This window comes from Paenibacillus sp. FSL K6-3182 (genome assembly GCF_037976325.1).
Classification (GTDB): domain Bacteria; phylum Bacillota; class Bacilli; order Paenibacillales; family Paenibacillaceae; genus Pristimantibacillus.
This window is the reverse complement of the sequence record NZ_CP150265.1, coordinates 6,363,699-6,380,926: the sequence shown is the minus strand read 5'-3', so window position 1 is coordinate 6,380,926 and position 17,228 is coordinate 6,363,699. Positions and strand designations below refer to the sequence as shown.

Below are 17,228 nucleotides of genomic sequence, written 5' to 3'. Positions count from 1 at the left end.
TAGAAAAGAGGCTGATGAGATGAGAATAGATTCGCATCAACATTATTGGAAGATTGAACGAGGGGATTACGGCTGGATCACACCAGACATTCCGGTGCTTTACCGCGATTTTTTGCCTCAGCATTTGGAGCCTCATCTAAATAAACATAAGCTGGACGGTACGATTGTTGTGCAGGCGGCAGCGACGCTTGCAGAAACGGATTATTTGCTGACATTAAGCGAGTCATCCGATACGATATTAGGCGTTGTCGCATGGCTGGATCTTGCCGATCCGGATTATCGCAATCATTACGAGCGTTTTGCGCAGCATCCGAAATGTGTAGGCTTCCGTGTCATGATTCAGGAGATGCCCGATGCGAATGCGATTTTAGCACCAAGCTATTTGGAAGCGTTCACATATTTTGCAGACAAAGGAATACCGATAGATTTGTTAGTTGTGTCGCATCAGCTTACTCCTCTAGTTGAACTGCTGGATAAAGTGCCAGGCCTTCATGCGGTCATTGACCATATCGCGAAGCCTAGAATAAAAGCTGGGGAGCTTGAGCCTTGGAAAAGCCAGATTAGCCAAATGGCTGCTCATCCTAATCTATTTTGCAAGCTCTCGGGAATGGTCACAGAGGCGGATCATGATAATTGGCAGCCAGCTGATTTCTTGCCCTATATCGAGCATACGCTCGAAGCATTTGGTTACAAGCGGGTCATGTTTGGCAGCGATTGGCCGGTCAGCTTGCTTGCGGCAAGCTACGACGAGGTTGTATCCGTGCTTGAACAGGCGCTGCCGCAGACATGGACGGAATTAGAGCGAGAGCGGTTGTTTGGACGAAACGCAAAGGAGTTTTATCGAATATGAATACTTTAAACGAGCAGCAATTAAATGAAGAACAGACACAGCAATATAGGGCAATGAAGCAAGCTAAGATTACGGTACTGCAAATTGGCGAAGGCAATTTTTTGCGCGGCTTTTTTGACTGGATGATTCAAGCTTGCAAGAATCAAGGCTTATACGAGGGAAGCATTGCGGTGACGCAGCCGCGTCCCGGAGGCAAACCAAAGATTGATGCGCTGGCAGAACAGGACGGTCTATATACGCTTGTTGTTCGCGGTTTGGAGAATGGTGCCAGCGTGGAGCGTACAGAGATTGTTTCTGTGTTTAGCAAAGTATTTGATCCGTATTCCAATTGGGATGAATATCTCGTTTTGGCCGAAAGCCCAGACTTGCAGGTTGTCGTATCCAACACGACGGAAGCGGGACTTGTTTATCGACCGGAGGAGCTCATCGAGGGACAACCGATTCAGTCGTTTCCCGGCAAGCTGACACAGCTGCTGTACCGCAGATTTAATTATTTTAAAGGCGATCCGAAGCGCGGCTTAGTATGCTTGCCTTGCGAGCTACTGGAACGTAATGGCGATGAGCTTCGCAGCTGTATTTTGCGCTATAGCGATGATTGGGGATATTCCGAAGAATTCAAACATTGGGTTACTCAGCATAACCGTTTTCTGAACTCATTAGTCGATCGCATTGTAACTGGTTATCCCGATGCAGCGCAGGCCGAAGCTTGGTTTGGTGAATGGGGTTACTCCGATTCCATGCTGAGCACAGCAGAGCCATATCATTTATGGGCGATTGAGACAGGACCGGAGCTTGATGAGCTGCTCCCACTGCGCAAGGCGGGTCTGAATGTACATTATGTCGAGGATTTGAAGCCTTTCCAGCTGAGGAAGGTACGAATTTTGAATGGTGCACACACGTTAATGACGCCGCTTGGCTTGCTGCGTGATATGGAGCAGGTGCGGGAAGCGATGGAGGATACAGTGCTTGGTCCTCTGGTGAGAGCAACAGTAGAGACAGAAATTATTCCGTCACTTGCCATTTCTGAAGAGGAGCTGCACGCCTATGCACAGGATGTTTATGAACGTTTTCTTAATCCGTTCATTCGTCATCGACTTGCGGATATTGCGATGAACAGCTTAAGTAAATTTAAAGTGCGTCTGCTTCCATCCCTGCTTCATTATGCAGAAGATGGTAATATGCTGCCAACTGGGCTTATACAAGGTTTTGCTGGTTTGTTGCGGTATTACAAAGTAATGCCTGGTGAGACAGGTTACGAAGGGAAAACGTTAAGCGGATTGTCGTACGTGGTGCGGGATGATGCCAGCTTGCTTGCCATCATTGCGTCTATATGGGCGGAAGCGAAAGAGCAGAAATGGCCGCTGGAACAGACCGTATCTAGACTGCTGCACTTGGAAAACGTGTGGGGATGTGATTTGGCGGCACTATGGCCAGAACTAGCAGCTGCGGTAAGCACGAGCATAGAGGAAATGGAGCGAGTAGCGAATGAATAGCTGGATTCGATTGCATGAGGATGATCATGTCGTTATTGCGCTGCAGCCATTTGCAAAAGGGGATAAGCTGACGCTTGAATCGGGGCTAGTTCTTGAGCTGCAAGATGAGGTGCCGAAGGGTCATAAGGTGCTGACGCGAGCTGTCCGCAAAGGGGAGCATGTGCTCAAGTTTGGTTACTCGATTGGAGTTGCGAAGGAAGATATTGAGCCAGGCAGCTGGATTCATACCCATAACATGGGCACGGGCTTAAAAGGATTTCTCGATTATTCGTATGAGCAGACTACGTCGCCAGCAGAAGTGAAAGCAGTATCGCGTGATGCTGATCGTACCTTTCAAGGCTTTATTCGCGAGAATGGCGATGTCGGTATACGAAACGAAATTTGGATTATTAACACGGTCGGCTGCATTAATAAAACCTGTGAGATTGTAGCAAGAAAAGCACATGCGCTTTATGAAGGACGTGTGGATGGGGTGTACCATTTTGCACATCCGTTCGGCTGCTCGCAGCTTGGCGATGATCTTGTGCACACACAGAAGCTGCTTGCCTCACTCGTAAACCATCCGAACGCAGCTGGCGTACTCGTTATCGGTTTAGGCTGTGAGAACAATCAGATTGATGAGTTCAAGCGGGCAATTGGCGAACATAGCGCGGAACGAGTGAAATTTCTCAAGTCGCAAGAGGCAGAGGATGAGATCGAGGACGCGCTGGGACTGGTAGAAGAGCTCGTAAGTTATACAGAACGATTCAAGCGCGAGCCGGTTTCCGTATCGAAGCTGAAGCTTGGCCTGAAATGCGGCGGCTCGGATGGCTTGTCCGGCATAACGGCGAATCCGCTCGTAGGCGCGGTATCGGATCGTTTGATCGAAGCGGGCGGTACAGCTATATTGACCGAGGTGCCTGAGATGTTTGGCGCGGAGACGATATTGATGAGTCGCGCAGCAAATGAGCAGGTATTTCACAAAATTGTTCATCTAATAAACGATTTCAAGCAATATTTTATAAAGCATGATCAAGAAATTTATGAGAATCCATCGCCCGGCAATAAGGCAGGGGGCATCAGTACGTTAGAGGAAAAATCACTCGGCTGCACTCAAAAGGGCGGACACGCTATTGTAAGGGATGTTGTGCCTTATGGGGAGCGCATTACGAGCAGCGGTCTCAATTTATTAGAAGCGCCTGGCAATGATCTGGTATCGGTTACGGCACTATCAGCCGGAGGAGCGCATATCGTGCTGTTCACAACAGGACGGGGAACGCCGTTTGGCGGGCCGGTTCCAACGGTGAAGATTGCGACGAATAGTGAGCTTGCTGCCCGCAAGAAAAACTGGATCGACTTTAACGCAGGTGAGCTGCTTGAGAGCAAAAGCATGGAGACGCTGACCGATGAGCTGTGGGAGCAATTAATCAGCTTAGCTTCAGGCGAGCTGCAAACCCACAATGAGCGAAACGGGTTTAAAGAAATCGCGATTTTTAAAGACGGCGTTATTTTGTAAAAGCGGCGGCGAACGGTGATCGACGGCAATAACAGATTGATTCTCAAAATCGGAGTGGATATAAATGAAATATCGTAAACTTGGCAAGACGGGACTCGAGGTGTCAGCTCTCAGCTTTGGTGCATCCTCGCTAGGTTCTGTATTTCGAGAGACGGACGAAGCAGAAAGCATTCGTACCGTGCAAACTGCGGTAGATATGGGCATTAATCTGATCGACGTTTCGCCATATTATGGCTTAACGAAAGCAGAGACGGTGCTTGGCAAGGCGATAACTGAGATTGCGAGAGATCGGTTTATTCTGACAACGAAGGCTGGAAGGTATGGAGAGGATGAGTTCGATTTCTCGGAACAGCGTATCATCCGTAGTGTGGATGAAAGCCTGGCTAGGCTGCAGACGGATTATATCGATATATTGTTTTTGCATGATATTGAATTTGTGCCCTTCGAGCAAGTTGCAGAGGGTGCGTTCTTAGCACTCGATAAGCTGAAACAGCAGGGGAAAATCCGATACTCGGGCGTATCCGGACTTCCGCTTGCTGTATTTGAGAAATCGCTGGCGTATACCGAGCTCGATGCTGTACTTTCTTATTGCCATTATTCTTTAAATGATACCTCTTTGCTGGAGCTATTGCCGCTTCTGGAGCAAAAGCAGGTTGGGCTTGTTAGTGCATCGCCGCTTTCGATGGGCTTGCTTGGCAATCGCGCAGTTGCGAGTTGGCATCCTGCTGGTGAACAGATACGTGCTTTATGTGCGAAAGCAGCCGAGTATTGTGCTGCTAAGGGCGAGGATATCGCCAAGCTGGCTGTACAATTCGCCACGGCGAATGAACGAATCCCAACAACGCTGGTGAGTACAGCTAATCCGGCTAATATCCGTAAAAACATAGAATGGACGGACGAGCCGATTAATGAACAGCTGCTGCGAGAGGTTCTTGCAATATTGGAGCCGATTCATAACCTTAGCTGGAAAAGTGGAGGAGAAGAATACAATACAAGAATCGACATATAAGGGAGAGCTGCAGGGTGAGAGCAATCGTATGTGAACAAATCGATCAGCTAAGGCTGGTTGAGCAAGAGGAGCCTGTCCTGCAGCCGGGGGCTGCAGTCGTTCGTATTCGGAGAATAGGAATTTGCGGAACCGACCTGCATGCATATAAAGGAAATCAACCTTTCTTCTCTTATCCACGCGTACTGGGTCATGAGCTGGCTGGCATCGTTGAGCAGGTGGATGATCAGCAAGGCAAGATCAAAGCGGGCGATCAGGTTAGCATCATTCCATATATGCACTGCGGGACATGTATTGCATGCCGCAATGGGAAAACGAATTGCTGCACGGACATGAAGGTGCTAGGCGTGCATATTGATGGCGGCATGCGCGAGCTAGTTGTCGTACCGACTACGCATTTGCTCGTGACGAACGACCTGACGCTTGATCAATCGGCCGTGCTGGAGCCGCTGAGCATTGGCGCGCATGCCGTTCGCCGAGCGGAGCTTCGAGCTGGCGAAACGGTGCTCGTTATTGGTTCTGGGCCGATTGGGCTTGGTGTCATGGCGTTTGCCAAGCATCGCGGTGCGCGGGTGATCGCAATGGATATTCAGGAGGATCGCCTAGCCTTTTGCAAGCAATGGGCGAAGGTGGATGAGACGGTTAATGCTTTGGAAGACGCTGCGGCTAAAATTTCAGAATTAACAGATGGAGATTTTCCAACCGTTGTATTCGATGCTACCGGCAGCGCAAGATCGATGAGCGATGCATTTAGTTTTGTCGCACACGGAGGTAAGCTTGTCTACGTTGGCCTCGTCAAAGCAGAGCTTTCCTTCAACGATCCCGAGTTTCACAAGCGGGAGATGACATTAATGGGAAGCCGAAATGCGACTATTGAGGACTTCTCAGCAGTTCAAGAAGCTGTGCGAAGCGGCAGCATTGATGTGGCTAGTTTCATTACGCATCGTGTGGCGTTTGCGGAAATGATCAACCACTTCGATAGCTGGTTGAAGCCAGAATCAAAGGTTATTAAAGCGATTGTGGAATTATAGCCAAGATATCGCAACTATTATAGAAAGTCCGGTCAACAGGCGCTGGTGCCTTGAGCCGGGCTTTTTACGTGTTAGTGTGCAGTGGTGATGCTGCTTGGTAATGAATGATTATAATCATTTTGTGCGTTGACAAAATGTGTACCCAGAATTATGATAGGTAGCCAACTGCCAAAAAATAGGTTGTTCAAAGGGGTTTAACAAACAGAAACGAGGAGGGAACACGATGCTAAAAACAGAAAAAGCTGCGGAAGCCGATAGGCCATCGCAGCAGATGAGCGAACAGGCTCGCAAGCAGGCGGACAAAGGAAAACAGAAGGCTGAGCTGAATGAATCAAAAAGCTCCTACATTTGGGCGCTAAAGTTTTTGACGCCTTATAAGAAGCAAATCGCAGCACTTGCGGCCTGCGGTACGATGGCGGTGCTTGGTGAAACATTAACGCCAAAGATGATCCAATATGTTATCGATCATGTCGTAGTCAACAAAGATACCTCGCTTTTTATGATGATTTTGGGAGCGCTTGTAGCTATCAATTTGCTCATGCTTATCGCTAAAAATTACCGTAATTTACTTCAGCGGACAATTGGCGAATTAGCATCCCGCGATATGCAAACGGCGATTTTCAAGCATTTGCGCAAGCTCGGCTTTGCTCATTATGAGCGGCACCCTGCAGGTGAGACGCTGTCGATGTTTAACTCCGAGGTAGCTTCGGTTCAGAAAATATATCGCAATGTCCTCCCGAGCGTCATCGAAAACTTGCTTTTTATAGCGGTAGCTATTTGTTTGCTGCTCAGCATTAGCGGCTGGTTATGCCTCATCATGCTGCCAACATTCGGGCTTTATTATTTGTTTGGTCCTTATTTTGAACGGAAAGCTTCCCTTTACGGGAGAGAATCCGGTCAATCACGAATTGCCTATAATCAATCGGTTTACGAAAGCATATCCGGCTTGCGCGAATTTCGAGCGTTTGGCTCGCAGCCCTGGTACCATGGACGGACGCTCGGGAAACATAAAGAGTGGTCGCATGTTTACTTGCTCGCTGCTACGTATAGCTTCGGGCGAGGCAGCTTTCGGCGGTTCACATTTTATTTGGGAGCCATTGCATTATTTATTACGGGCTACTACTCTCTCCAAAATAATTGGATTACGTTAGGCGGTTTTATCGCCTTTACCCTCTTATACATGACGACGATGTTCCGCCTCACGCTGCTCGTCACCCAGCTTACGGAACAGAAGCTTATCATCCACCAAACGATTCCGCTATATAGATTCATGCACAAAGAAATTGAGATTGATGATCCGGCCGATCCCATCGCTCTTGATGAGGTTCGCGGCGGACTTACGTTCGAGGATGTTTACTTTCAGTATCCGGAGCAGCCTCCTGTTATTAACGGCTTCTCGCTCACCATCAAGCCAGGAGAGAAGGTCGCCTTTGTAGGAGCAAGCGGCAACGGCAAGACCACGATGTTTAAAATGATTGGACGTTTTTACGATCCGACTGCTGGCATGATTAAGCTGGATGGTGTACCAATTCAGCAAATGACGCTAGAGCGTTTGAGAGAGTCGATCGGTTATGTATTTCAAGAAACCTATCTGTTCGGATCTTCTGTCAAAGAGAATATTCGATTCGGCAAACCAGAAGCAAGCGATGAAGAAGTGGTTGCAGCCGCCAAAGCTGCTTATGCGCATGATTTCATTATGCAGCTGCCCGAAGGCTACGATACGCTCGTTGGCGAGCGAGGCATGAAGCTATCAGGCGGACAGAAGCAGCGAGTATCGATTGCACGGATGTTTGTGAAGCAGCCAGCTATTATTTTGCTCGATGAGGCGACCTCATCTCTAGATAATGTAAGTGAATATGAAGTGCAGCGTGCGCTTGATGAAGTACTGGTTAACCGTACGACGATTGCGATTGCACACAGGCTGTCGACGGTGAAGCATTTTGACAAAATCGTCGTCATTCACGAGGGCCGCGTTGCGGAGGCAGGAAGCTATGAAGAGCTGATTGCACGCAAAGGGCTGCTGTATGAGCTGGAAATCGGGCAATCCGAAGCAGCGGAAGAGAGGGTGGCACATGAAGTATCTTAAAATCTTTTGGTCGAACTCCGTCATGCTGAGAGGCACTTATCTCATTGTGCTGCTCTATCTCGCGCTGGAGTCTGTATCCAATTATACGATTGTATATGTTCAAAAAATATTAATTGATGACGTGTTTACGGAAGGCAAGTATGAGCTGATGCCGATTGTCATCTCCATATTCGCGCTTGCAGGTCTCATCTACTCGCTAATGTTTACGATGACGAGCCGAAGTCTCGTTCGCAATGAATTTGCAGTCAGCCGCTCTTTGCTCTCCCGAATGCTGAAGCGACTTGAAGGTGTTCCAGTCGAACGGTTCCAAAATGAGCGGACCGGCAAATACGTATATTCGTTCACGCAGGATCTGTTCGTTTCGGCTAGCGTGATGGGCTGGCAGATTCCGCGCGGTATACAGGAGACGTTAAACCTTTGCATATTGATGACGATCATTGGCATTTCCAGCCCTATTTTGCTGCTTATGATTGTGGGGCTTTGTACCATTTACGTACTTATTGGCTTTTACTTCACCCCCAAGCTGAAGGAGCAAGCCAAAAAAGTGGCGGAGAAACGTACGGCGCTGCTCATTCAAATTGAAGAGGGAGTAGCCTCTACACGAGAAGTGGTTGCTTATCACCGATTGAAGTGGGAAATGAAGCTTTACGATAAAATGTTTGCGGAATACTTTGAGCAGGTAATGGCTGAAGGAAAACTCGTGAATCGGCAAATTCGCTACAGCGACCCGATGAAATGGGGCATTGGCATTCTTGTGCTTGGCTACTGCGGTATGCAGCTTATTCATGAACAAATGTCGATCGGAACGTTCGTCATCTTGTTTCAGTTTTCTACGCAAATGTCGGATTCCTTCTATAATCTATTTCAATTTATTATGGGCATGTCGTCGCAGCTTGCTAACGTGGACAGGGTTCAGCGTATTTTGGAGATGGAGCAGCAAGATAAGGGTCAAAAGAGTATAGCGGGACCGATTGAGCAGTTGTCCTTTAAAGATACGAGCTTTCGCTATTCGCCAGAGCTGCCGGAGGTCATTCGCAGATTTTCGGCTGATCTGCCGATCGGAAGCAAAATTGCTTTTGTAGGGACGAGCGGGGGAGGCAAATCAACCATTGCTCAGCTATTGGTTCGTTTCTTTGATGCGCCGAAGGGGACTTTTAAGCTGAACGATATGGACGCCCAAATCTTCAACCGCGAGCAGTGGGCGAGTAAGGTGTCTGTTGTATTCCAAGACCCGTATATGTTCTCTGATACCATTCGTGAAAACCTGATGTTAGGCAGAGACGAGGTAAGCGAAGCGGATGTGGAGGAAGCATGCCGTATCGCCCAGATTCATGATTTTATTCTGGGGCTGCCAGATGGTTATGACACAAATATTGGAGAGCGGGGTATCAAGCTATCCGGCGGACAGCGTCAACGTATTGCAATTGCACGGGCAATTGTCAGTGATCCGGAAGTTTTGGTGCTGGACGAAGCGACGTCAGCGCTCGATCTGGAGACAGAGCGTCAGCTGCTGGCTGGCCTAGAAGCAAGACGGAAGGGGCTGACGACAATTATGATCGCACATAGGTTGTCCACTATCGAGAATGCTGACGTGATCTTCGTTATGGATCAAGGATCGTTAGCCGAGACCGGCACACATGAACAGCTGCTCGTCACAGGCAAGGTGTATCAACAGCTGCTCATGGCGCAGCATTAGATGCAATATATGCAGCAGGAAGTAAGTTAGGCTGTTTGTATGGAGGTAGAGCTGGAATCTAGATTTAGATTCCAGCTCTATTTTTATGACGTCACGCTTTAGGGTGCTTATGCGAGTCGTGCTGCATGAATAAGACTAGATTCTAGAGCTATTTGCGCTGAAATAGTGGATTTGGTGAAAATAGAGCTATATTCTAGCTCTATTTCTGATCAATTCACACTTTAGAGGCACTTTGGCGAGATGCGCTGCTTGGATAAGACTAGTTTTTAGATCTATTTGGGCTGAAATAGTGAATTTGGTGAAAATAGAGCTAGTTTCTAGCTCTATTTTTGAGCAGTTCACATTTTAGAGGCACATTGGCGAGATGAGCTGATTGAATAAGACTAGTTTCTATTTCTATCTGCGCTGAAATGGTGGTTTTGGTGAGAATAGAGCTATATTCTAGCTCTATTTCTGATCGGTTCACGCTTTAGAGGCACTTTGACGAGATGAGCTGCTTCGATAAGTCTAGTTTTTAGAGTTATTTGCCCTGAAATGGTGATCTAGGTGAAAATAGAGCTAGATTCTAGCTCTATTTCTGATCAATTTACACTTTAGAGGCACTTTGGAGGGATGAGTTACTTGGATAAGACTAGTTTTTAGATCTATTTGCGCTGAAATAGTGATTTTGGTGAGAATAGAGCTATTTTCTAGCTCTATTTCTGATGAGTTCACGCTTTAGAGGTGTTTTGACGAGCCGAGCTGCTTGAATAAGACTAGTTTTTAGTTCTATTTGCGCCGAAATGGTGATTTTGGTGAGAATAGAGCTAGTTTCTAGCTCTATTTCTGATCAGTTTACGCTTTAGAGGTGTTTTGACGAGTCGAGCTGCTTAGTTAAGACTAAATTCTAGCTCTATTTGCGCTGAAATAGTGATTTTTGTGAAAATAGAGCTAGTTTCTAGCTCTATTTCTGATTAATTCACACTTTAGAGGCACATTTGCGAGATGAGCTGATTGAATAAGACTAGTTTTTAGTTCTATTTGCGCTGGATTGGTGATTTTGGTGAGAATAGAGCCACAAACCGCTAATTAGCTTCCCCGGACGGAGCATATCCATGTTCACCAACCCGTCACACCTCCCAGCTGTATAGAAATGTCCATCCTTGAAAACAGGAAAGTCCATTCCGATCATCTGAAAATCGTGTAACATAGTGAATGTTGCTGATAATGGTTATCATTGAATGATGATAAGCGGAGGCAATGTATTTTTTTGATAATTAATGAGAATGATTATCTCTGATAATATTCGTGATGATTCGAGGATTGAGTATGAAGCTATGGTATCTTTTTGTCGTGCTTATTGTATTATCGATTACTTCTTTATTTATCGGAGTAAAAGACATCTCGCCGCTGGATCTGTTCAGTCTGACGGATGAGCAGCTTCAGGTTCTCACGATCAGCCGTTTTCCTAGGCTTATCAGTATTATTATTGCCGGCGTCGGCATGAGCGTTACAGGTTTGATAATGCAGCAGCTAAGCCGCAACAAATTCGTATCGCCTACGACCGGTGGAACGGATGATTCCGCTAGACTCGGTATCCTCGTTGCCTTAATGGTGTTCCCATCGGCGAGTACGCTTGAGAAAATGCTGATCGCGTTTGCTTTTGCACTCGCAGGAACCTATCTGTTCATGAAAATTCTCGATCGTCTGAAATTTAAAGATACGATTTTCATTCCACTGGTAGGATTGATGTTCGGTAACATCATCAGCTCTGTTACTACATTTTTTGCCTATAAAAATGATCTTATTCAAAACATCTCATCTTGGCTGCAAGGCAGCTTCTCGCTTGTAATGAGCGGACGTTACGAGCTGCTGTATGTAAGCCTGCCGCTGCTCGTAGTAGCTTATCTCTACGCGAACAAGTTTACCATTGCTGGTCTTGGCGAAGAGTTTTCAACCAATTTGGGAATGAATCATAAGCTTGTCGTTAACATCGGGCTTGTAATTGTAGCTCTTGTATCGGTTATCGTCATTTTGACTGTCGGTACGCTGCCTTTTCTTGGCCTTATTATTCCGAATATCGTGACGCTGTATATGGGCGACAATTTGAAAAAAAACCTGTCGCACACGGCGGTGCTTGGAGCCATATTCGTACTGGTGTGCGATGTGCTTGGCCGCCTAATTATTTTTCCGTATGAAATTCCAATCGGACTCACGATCGGCGTTGTCGGAAGCATTATTTTTCTTTACTTGTTGATGAGGAGAAAGGCATATGAAGCTTAAACTAAGTTTGCTTGCGGTGCTGGGCGTCGCATTAATTGCCGTATTTTTGTTCATCGATCTTGGAACCCATTGGGATTATGCACTGCCAAGAAGATTGAAGAAGGTACTGGCGATTGTCGTAACCGGGGGCGCTATTGCTTACTCCACTATGATTTTCCAGACAATTACGAACAACCGTATTTTGACGCCGAGCATTATCGGGTTGGATTCCCTTTATATGCTGATTCAAACCTTCGTCGTTTTTACCTTTGGATCGATGAGTCTGCCAAGCACAAACAAGCATCTTAATTTTTTTATTACGATAGCGGCAATGATAGCATTCGCCTTGCTGCTCTATAAGTTTCTTTTCAAAAGGGAAGGCAGAAATCTTTATTTCCTTCTATTAATAGGGCTAGTGATGGGCACATTGTTCGGGAGCATGTCGACGTTCATGCAGGTTCTTATTGATCCGAATGAATTTCTAATTGTACAGGGGAAAATGTTCGCCAGCTTCAATAACGTCAACACGGATCTGCTTATCATTTCAATCATCATCGTCGCTCTTGTAGCTATTTATGGCATGCGGCTAAGCAAATATTTTGACGTGTTGTCGCTGGGTAAGGAGCATGCAGTCAATCTTGGCATTCCTTATGATTATGTTGTCAAAAGAGTGCTCGTCATCGTTGCTATTCTGATCGCTGTGTCCACGGCTTTAGTTGGCCCGATTACCTTCCTTGGACTGCTCGTCGTCAACGTAGCCTATCAGTTCATGAAGACCTATCGGCATAGCTATCTCATTCCAGGAGCGATACTCATCAGCATCATTTCACTCGTTGGCGGTCAACTGCTCGTAGAGCATGTGTTCACGTTTGAAACGACGATTAGCGTCATTATTAACTTCATCGGCGGAGCGTACTTTTTATATTTGCTGCTAAGGGAGAAAAAAGCATGATAGAGGTTAAAAATGTTTCCAAATCATATGGCGGCAAGCCGGTGATCGAGGATGTATCGATTCGGATTTCGAAGGGAAAGGTCACTTCGTTTATCGGTCCGAACGGTGCAGGCAAGAGTACGCTTCTCTCTATGATTAGCCGATTGTTAGCGAAGGACAGCGGTCAAGTGTTAATTGAGGGGAAGGAGGTCAGTCACTGGAAAAGTGCTGACCTTGCCAAAAAGATATCGATCTTAAAACAGTCGAATCATATTAATCTTCGTTTAACGGTTCGAGAGCTCGTCAGCTTCGGCAGGTTCCCTTATTCACAAGGCAAGCTGACAAAGGAAGATTGGCAGCAAGTAGATGAAGCCATTGCTTATATGGATCTTGTTGATCTGCAAGCCAAGTACCTTGATGAACTAAGCGGTGGACAAAACCAGCGTGCATTTATTGCGATGGTTATCGCTCAGAACACCGAATACATATTGCTGGATGAACCGCTCAACAACTTGGATATGAAGCACTCCGTCCAAATTATGAAGGTACTGCGGCGGCTCGTTGAAGAGCTTGGCAAAACGGTCGTGCTCGTTATTCACGATATCAATTTCGCTTCTTGCTACTCCGATTATATCGTGGCTTTGAAGGATGGAAAGGTCGTCAAGGAAGGTTCAACCGAGACGATCATCGACAATGCCGTGCTTCATGACATCTATGACATGGACATACCGATTGAGCTCATAAACGGGAATCGTATCGGCGTCTATTTTAAGTAGTCATGCAAGATTTACTTACTTCCGGTTTTCAAGTTTTTCAATATAAAAAATTGATTTAGGGGTGAATGTTTTGAAAAAATCTATACCTGTATTGGCTATTTTAGTCATTCTAAGCTTGGTGCTTGCAGCATGCGGCGCGAATAACAACGGAAATAAAGGCGCTAACAGCGCTACGAACACACCAGCATCTGAAACACCTGCAACAGATGCACCTACAGAAATTACAGTTAAACATCAGCTTGGCGAAACGGTTGTCCCCGTTAATCCTAGCAAGGTTGTCGTATTTGACTATGGTACTCTCGATACACTAGACAAGCTAGGTGTAGAGGTTGCTTCACTTCCGCAAGCTAGCGTTCCTGCATACCTTGAAAAATTTAAAGATGCAAAATACGTAAACGCAGGCAGCTTGAAAGAGCCGGACTTTGAGAAAATCAATGAAACTGCACCTGACTTGATCATTATTTCAGGTCGTCAACAGGATGCTTACGAAGAGCTTACGAAGATCGCTCCTACGATTTTTATGGGTGTGGACAACAAAAACTTCATGGAGTCCTTTACGACTAACGTGAAAACACTGGCTCAAATCTTCTCTAAAGAAGCAGAAGCAGATACAGAGCTAGCAGCGATTAATGATTCCATTAAAGCTTTGAATGAAAAAGCAACAGCTTCTGGAAAAAATGGCCTTATTATTTTGGCAAACGAAGGTGCAATCAGCGCATATGGTAAAGCATCGCGTTTCGGTATCATTCATGATGTGTTTGGCATACCGGCTGTAGATGAGAACATTAAAGTTTCAACTCACGGCGACCCTGTTACATTTGAATATGTAGCAGAGAAGGATGCTGATTACTTATTCGTAGTTGACCGCAATGCAGTGACAGAGGGATCAGGGGATGCACATTCCTCCGTTGAGAATGCTTTGGTGAAAAACACTAAAGCGTACAAAGAAGGAAATATCGTATATCTTAATCCAGATTTCTGGTACCTTTCCGGCGGCGGACTTATCTCTGTAGCGGAAATGGTTAAAGAAATTGATGCAGCGATAAAATAATAGCAGCAAGCATAGATGGACTATGAAGGCTGGTGGCCTGCTTCCGCAACTGCGGCAGTAGTCATCAGCCTTTTTTGCATACGAGCGGGTGTGTGGCTTATTAAATTTTCTTTTTAGAGCCAAGCATTATAGCTATAATGTAAGGGAAGCCGAAGGGAGGAACGTTTGTGGCTAGTGTTTTGGAACTTCAGAGTATTAGGAAAAACCGCAGTGGTGATGGAAATGTTCAGTTGTTCGCAAATGTTACTGCAACGATTGCTGATCCGGCTATTATTTCTATATTAGGTGTATCTGGACAAGGCAAAAGCACGCTGCTTCGTTTGCTTGCAGGTCTGGATAACGCCGATGAGGGTGATATCCGTTTACATAATGTTTCACAGCGAGAACTAGATCCAAGGGTTTGGAGAATGAAGGTATGTTACGTAGCTCAGCAGTCCGTTATGCTGAATGGGAGCATTGAGCAAAATTTGAGAACCGTGAGTATGCTGCATCGCATGCCGTATGACGAGAAGCTCGTACGCCACATGCTGCCAAGGCTAGGGCTGGATCATCTTGATATGGGCAAAAGCGCCGAACAGCTGTCAGGAGGAGAGAAACAGCGAATATCGCTGCTCCGTTCCTTGCTTCTTCATCCTACCGTGCTTCTTCTTGATGAGATTACCGCGTCGCTTGACCGAGGCAGCAAGGAAATGGTGGAGGAAGTGCTGCGAGAGTGGCATCATCAAGAAGGGGCAACGATGCTTTGGGTTACACATGATTTGGAGCAGGCTCAGCAGATGAGCAGCTCGATATGGTTCATGGGGGAAGGAACGCTGCTGGAGAACAGCGACACGCCTGCTTTTTTTGAACATCCAACATCTGAGCTCGCACAAAATTATTTAAAAGCGCCGATACAAAAGGAGCAGCCATGTCAATCGTAGCACTTAGCTTCACCTTGTTGTTTGTGATGATTACGATGCTTATCTCCGTATGGCAGAAGCTTGGGCTTGAGCGAGACATCGCGATTGGCACCATACGTTCTGCGGTACAGCTGCTGCTTGTCGGCTATGTGCTGCAATTTATTTTTAATACGAGCAATCCGCTGTTTATTACAATGATCCTTGTACTTATGATTAGTGTAGCGTCTTATCATGCTGGTAAAAGGGGAGCTGGACTGAAGGGCATCATTTGGAAAATCGCGATTGCAATTACATCGACAGAGCTGCTTATGATGGGACTGCTGCTCGGCTTTCGAATTATAGAAGCGACACCGCAATACATTATTCCGATTAGCGGCATGACGATCGGCAATGCGATGGTCGTTTCGGGTTTACTGCTCAATCAAATGAGAAGAGAGGTCGAATCCTCGAAAGGCGAGATGGAGACGCTGCTTTCACTTGGAGCGACAGCAAGGCAAGCGATTCAAGACGTAATGAAGCGATCGGTTAAATCGAGCATGATTCCGACGATAGACGGGATGAAGACAGTAGGTCTAGTTCAGCTTCCCGGTATGATGACAGGGATGATTATCGCTGGCGCGAATCCGATCGAAGCGGTTCGGTACCAAATATTAATTGTGTTTGCGTTCGCAAGCTCAGCTGCGGTTACGAGCATTATTTTAAGTTTATTAAGCTATAAGCTATGGTTTACGAAAGACCTTCGCATTCAAAATATGGAGCAAAAAGGGTGATGACCGTCGTGAACGTATATAACAGTGGGGAAAATTTAGTAAAGCAAATAGCTGGAACTGAACTTCCAGATCAAGCTTTGGCGTTATGGGCGCTTGGACAAGAGGGGTTTCTCGTCAAATGGAACAAAAAAACGATTTTATTTGATCCGTATTTGACGAACTCGGTGTATGAGATGGCAGGACCGCCGTGGTCACGAGCCTTCGAATCGCCGCTGTCGCCTTCGGATTGCCTCGATGTCGATTATGTCGTATGCTCCCACCACCATGAGGATCATATGGACAAGCAGACGCTGCAAGTTATTCAGCAATCATCCAAAACACGATTTATCGTACCGAGAGCTCATCTTCCGCTATTGAAGGAATGGGGTTTCCGTGAGGAGCAGCTGATTGGTATCTCTCATGGACAATCGATTGAGCTTGCAGGCGGCATAAGGCTCGATGCATTCGCTGCCAAGCATGAACAGTTCGAACAGGATGAAGCAGGTGAGCATAAGTTTCTAGGTTATGTTGCGAATTTTAATGGCATTCATCTTTATCACTCTGGCGATACCGTTGGTTTCCCAGAGCTTATCACTTGGCTGCAAAGCAGACAAATCGATATTGCATTATTGCCGATCAATGGAAGAGATTTTGTTCGCAATGAACAGGGGATCGTTGGCAATTGCAATTATCGTGAGGCTGTTGAGATTGCGGTACAAATTCATGCTGATTTATTGATTCCGATGCATTATGGCTTATTTCCACACAATGATGAGAACCCGGCTTATTTCGTCGATTATATCCAGCGTCATTATCCAGCCCAGAAGTTCCATATGTTCGCACCTGGTGAGCGATTTATTTATATGAAATAATTTACGCTCAGCAGGGCAAAATGAGATGGGAATAAGGACTGGAGGTTGACGG

The 17,228-nt window shown here is 46.3% G+C and carries 14 protein-coding genes; all 14 read left to right on the top strand.

The window, feature by feature from the left end:
• Window positions 1-19 precede the first annotated feature (19 nt).
• The 14 genes from MHH56_RS27995 to MHH56_RS27930 all read left to right on the top strand — a co-directional run bounded on the left by MHH56_RS27995 (window position 20) and on the right by MHH56_RS27930 (window position 17,176).
• Window positions 20-850 (top strand): amidohydrolase family protein, encoded by an 831-nt coding sequence (locus tag MHH56_RS27995; protein ID WP_339204905.1) that lies wholly within the window; start codon window positions 20-22, stop codon window positions 848-850.
• The gene (locus MHH56_RS27990; RefSeq protein ID WP_339204904.1) at window positions 847-2,343 is read left to right on the top strand and encodes a tagaturonate reductase; all 1,497 of its coding nucleotides are present in this window, start codon (window positions 847-849) and stop codon (window positions 2,341-2,343) included. The genes MHH56_RS27995 and MHH56_RS27990 overlap by 4 nt, the downstream gene beginning before the upstream one ends.
• Window positions 2,336-3,838, top strand: coding sequence for an altronate dehydratase family protein (locus MHH56_RS27985; RefSeq protein WP_339204903.1), 1,503 nt, complete (start codon window positions 2,336-2,338; stop codon window positions 3,836-3,838). Before MHH56_RS27990 ends, MHH56_RS27985 begins: the two co-directional genes overlap by 8 nt.
• A 64-nt stretch (window positions 3,839-3,902) precedes the next feature.
• Complete coding sequence (locus tag MHH56_RS27980; RefSeq protein ID WP_339204902.1) at window positions 3,903-4,847, top strand: aldo/keto reductase; 945 nt, start codon at window positions 3,903-3,905, stop codon at window positions 4,845-4,847.
• Window positions 4,848-4,861: 14 nt separating this feature from the next.
• On the top strand, window positions 4,862-5,875 hold the full coding sequence (locus MHH56_RS27975) for a zinc-binding alcohol dehydrogenase family protein (RefSeq protein WP_339204901.1): 1,014 nt from the start codon (window positions 4,862-4,864) through the stop codon (window positions 5,873-5,875).
• Window positions 5,876-6,098: 223 nt separating this feature from the next.
• Complete coding sequence (locus tag MHH56_RS27970) at window positions 6,099-7,961, top strand: ABC transporter ATP-binding protein (protein ID WP_339204900.1); 1,863 nt, start codon at window positions 6,099-6,101, stop codon at window positions 7,959-7,961.
• A complete protein-coding gene (locus MHH56_RS27965) occupies window positions 7,948-9,657 on the top strand; it encodes an ATP-binding cassette domain-containing protein (protein ID WP_339204898.1) in 1,710 nt (569 codons plus the stop codon). The genes MHH56_RS27970 and MHH56_RS27965 overlap by 14 nt, the downstream gene beginning before the upstream one ends.
• 1,308 nt (window positions 9,658-10,965) lie before the next feature.
• A complete protein-coding gene (locus MHH56_RS27960) occupies window positions 10,966-11,919 on the top strand; it encodes an ABC transporter permease (protein ID WP_076267197.1) in 954 nt (317 codons plus the stop codon).
• Complete coding sequence (locus MHH56_RS27955; protein WP_076267196.1) at window positions 11,909-12,850, top strand: iron chelate uptake ABC transporter family permease subunit; 942 nt, start codon at window positions 11,909-11,911, stop codon at window positions 12,848-12,850. Before MHH56_RS27960 ends, MHH56_RS27955 begins: the two co-directional genes overlap by 11 nt.
• Window positions 12,847-13,605 (top strand): ABC transporter ATP-binding protein, encoded by a 759-nt coding sequence (locus MHH56_RS27950; protein WP_339204897.1) that lies wholly within the window; start codon window positions 12,847-12,849, stop codon window positions 13,603-13,605. Before MHH56_RS27955 ends, MHH56_RS27950 begins: the two co-directional genes overlap by 4 nt.
• A gap of 70 nt (window positions 13,606-13,675) precedes the next feature.
• Entirely contained in the window at window positions 13,676-14,656 is a 981-nt protein-coding gene (locus MHH56_RS27945; protein WP_339204896.1) for a siderophore ABC transporter substrate-binding protein, read from the top strand.
• Window positions 14,657-14,823: 167 nt separating this feature from the next.
• On the top strand, window positions 14,824-15,576 hold the full coding sequence (locus MHH56_RS27940; RefSeq protein ID WP_339204895.1) for an ATP-binding cassette domain-containing protein: 753 nt from the start codon (window positions 14,824-14,826) through the stop codon (window positions 15,574-15,576).
• Entirely contained in the window at window positions 15,564-16,325 is a 762-nt protein-coding gene (gene fetB, locus MHH56_RS27935; protein WP_076267194.1) for an iron export ABC transporter permease subunit FetB, read from the top strand. The genes MHH56_RS27940 and fetB overlap by 13 nt, the downstream gene beginning before the upstream one ends.
• Window positions 16,325-17,176: an MBL fold metallo-hydrolase gene (locus tag MHH56_RS27930; RefSeq protein WP_339209750.1), complete on the top strand. Its 852-nt coding sequence runs from the start codon at window positions 16,325-16,327 to the stop codon at window positions 17,174-17,176. The genes fetB and MHH56_RS27930 overlap by 1 nt, the downstream gene beginning before the upstream one ends.
• Window positions 17,177-17,228: the final 52 nt, after the last annotated feature.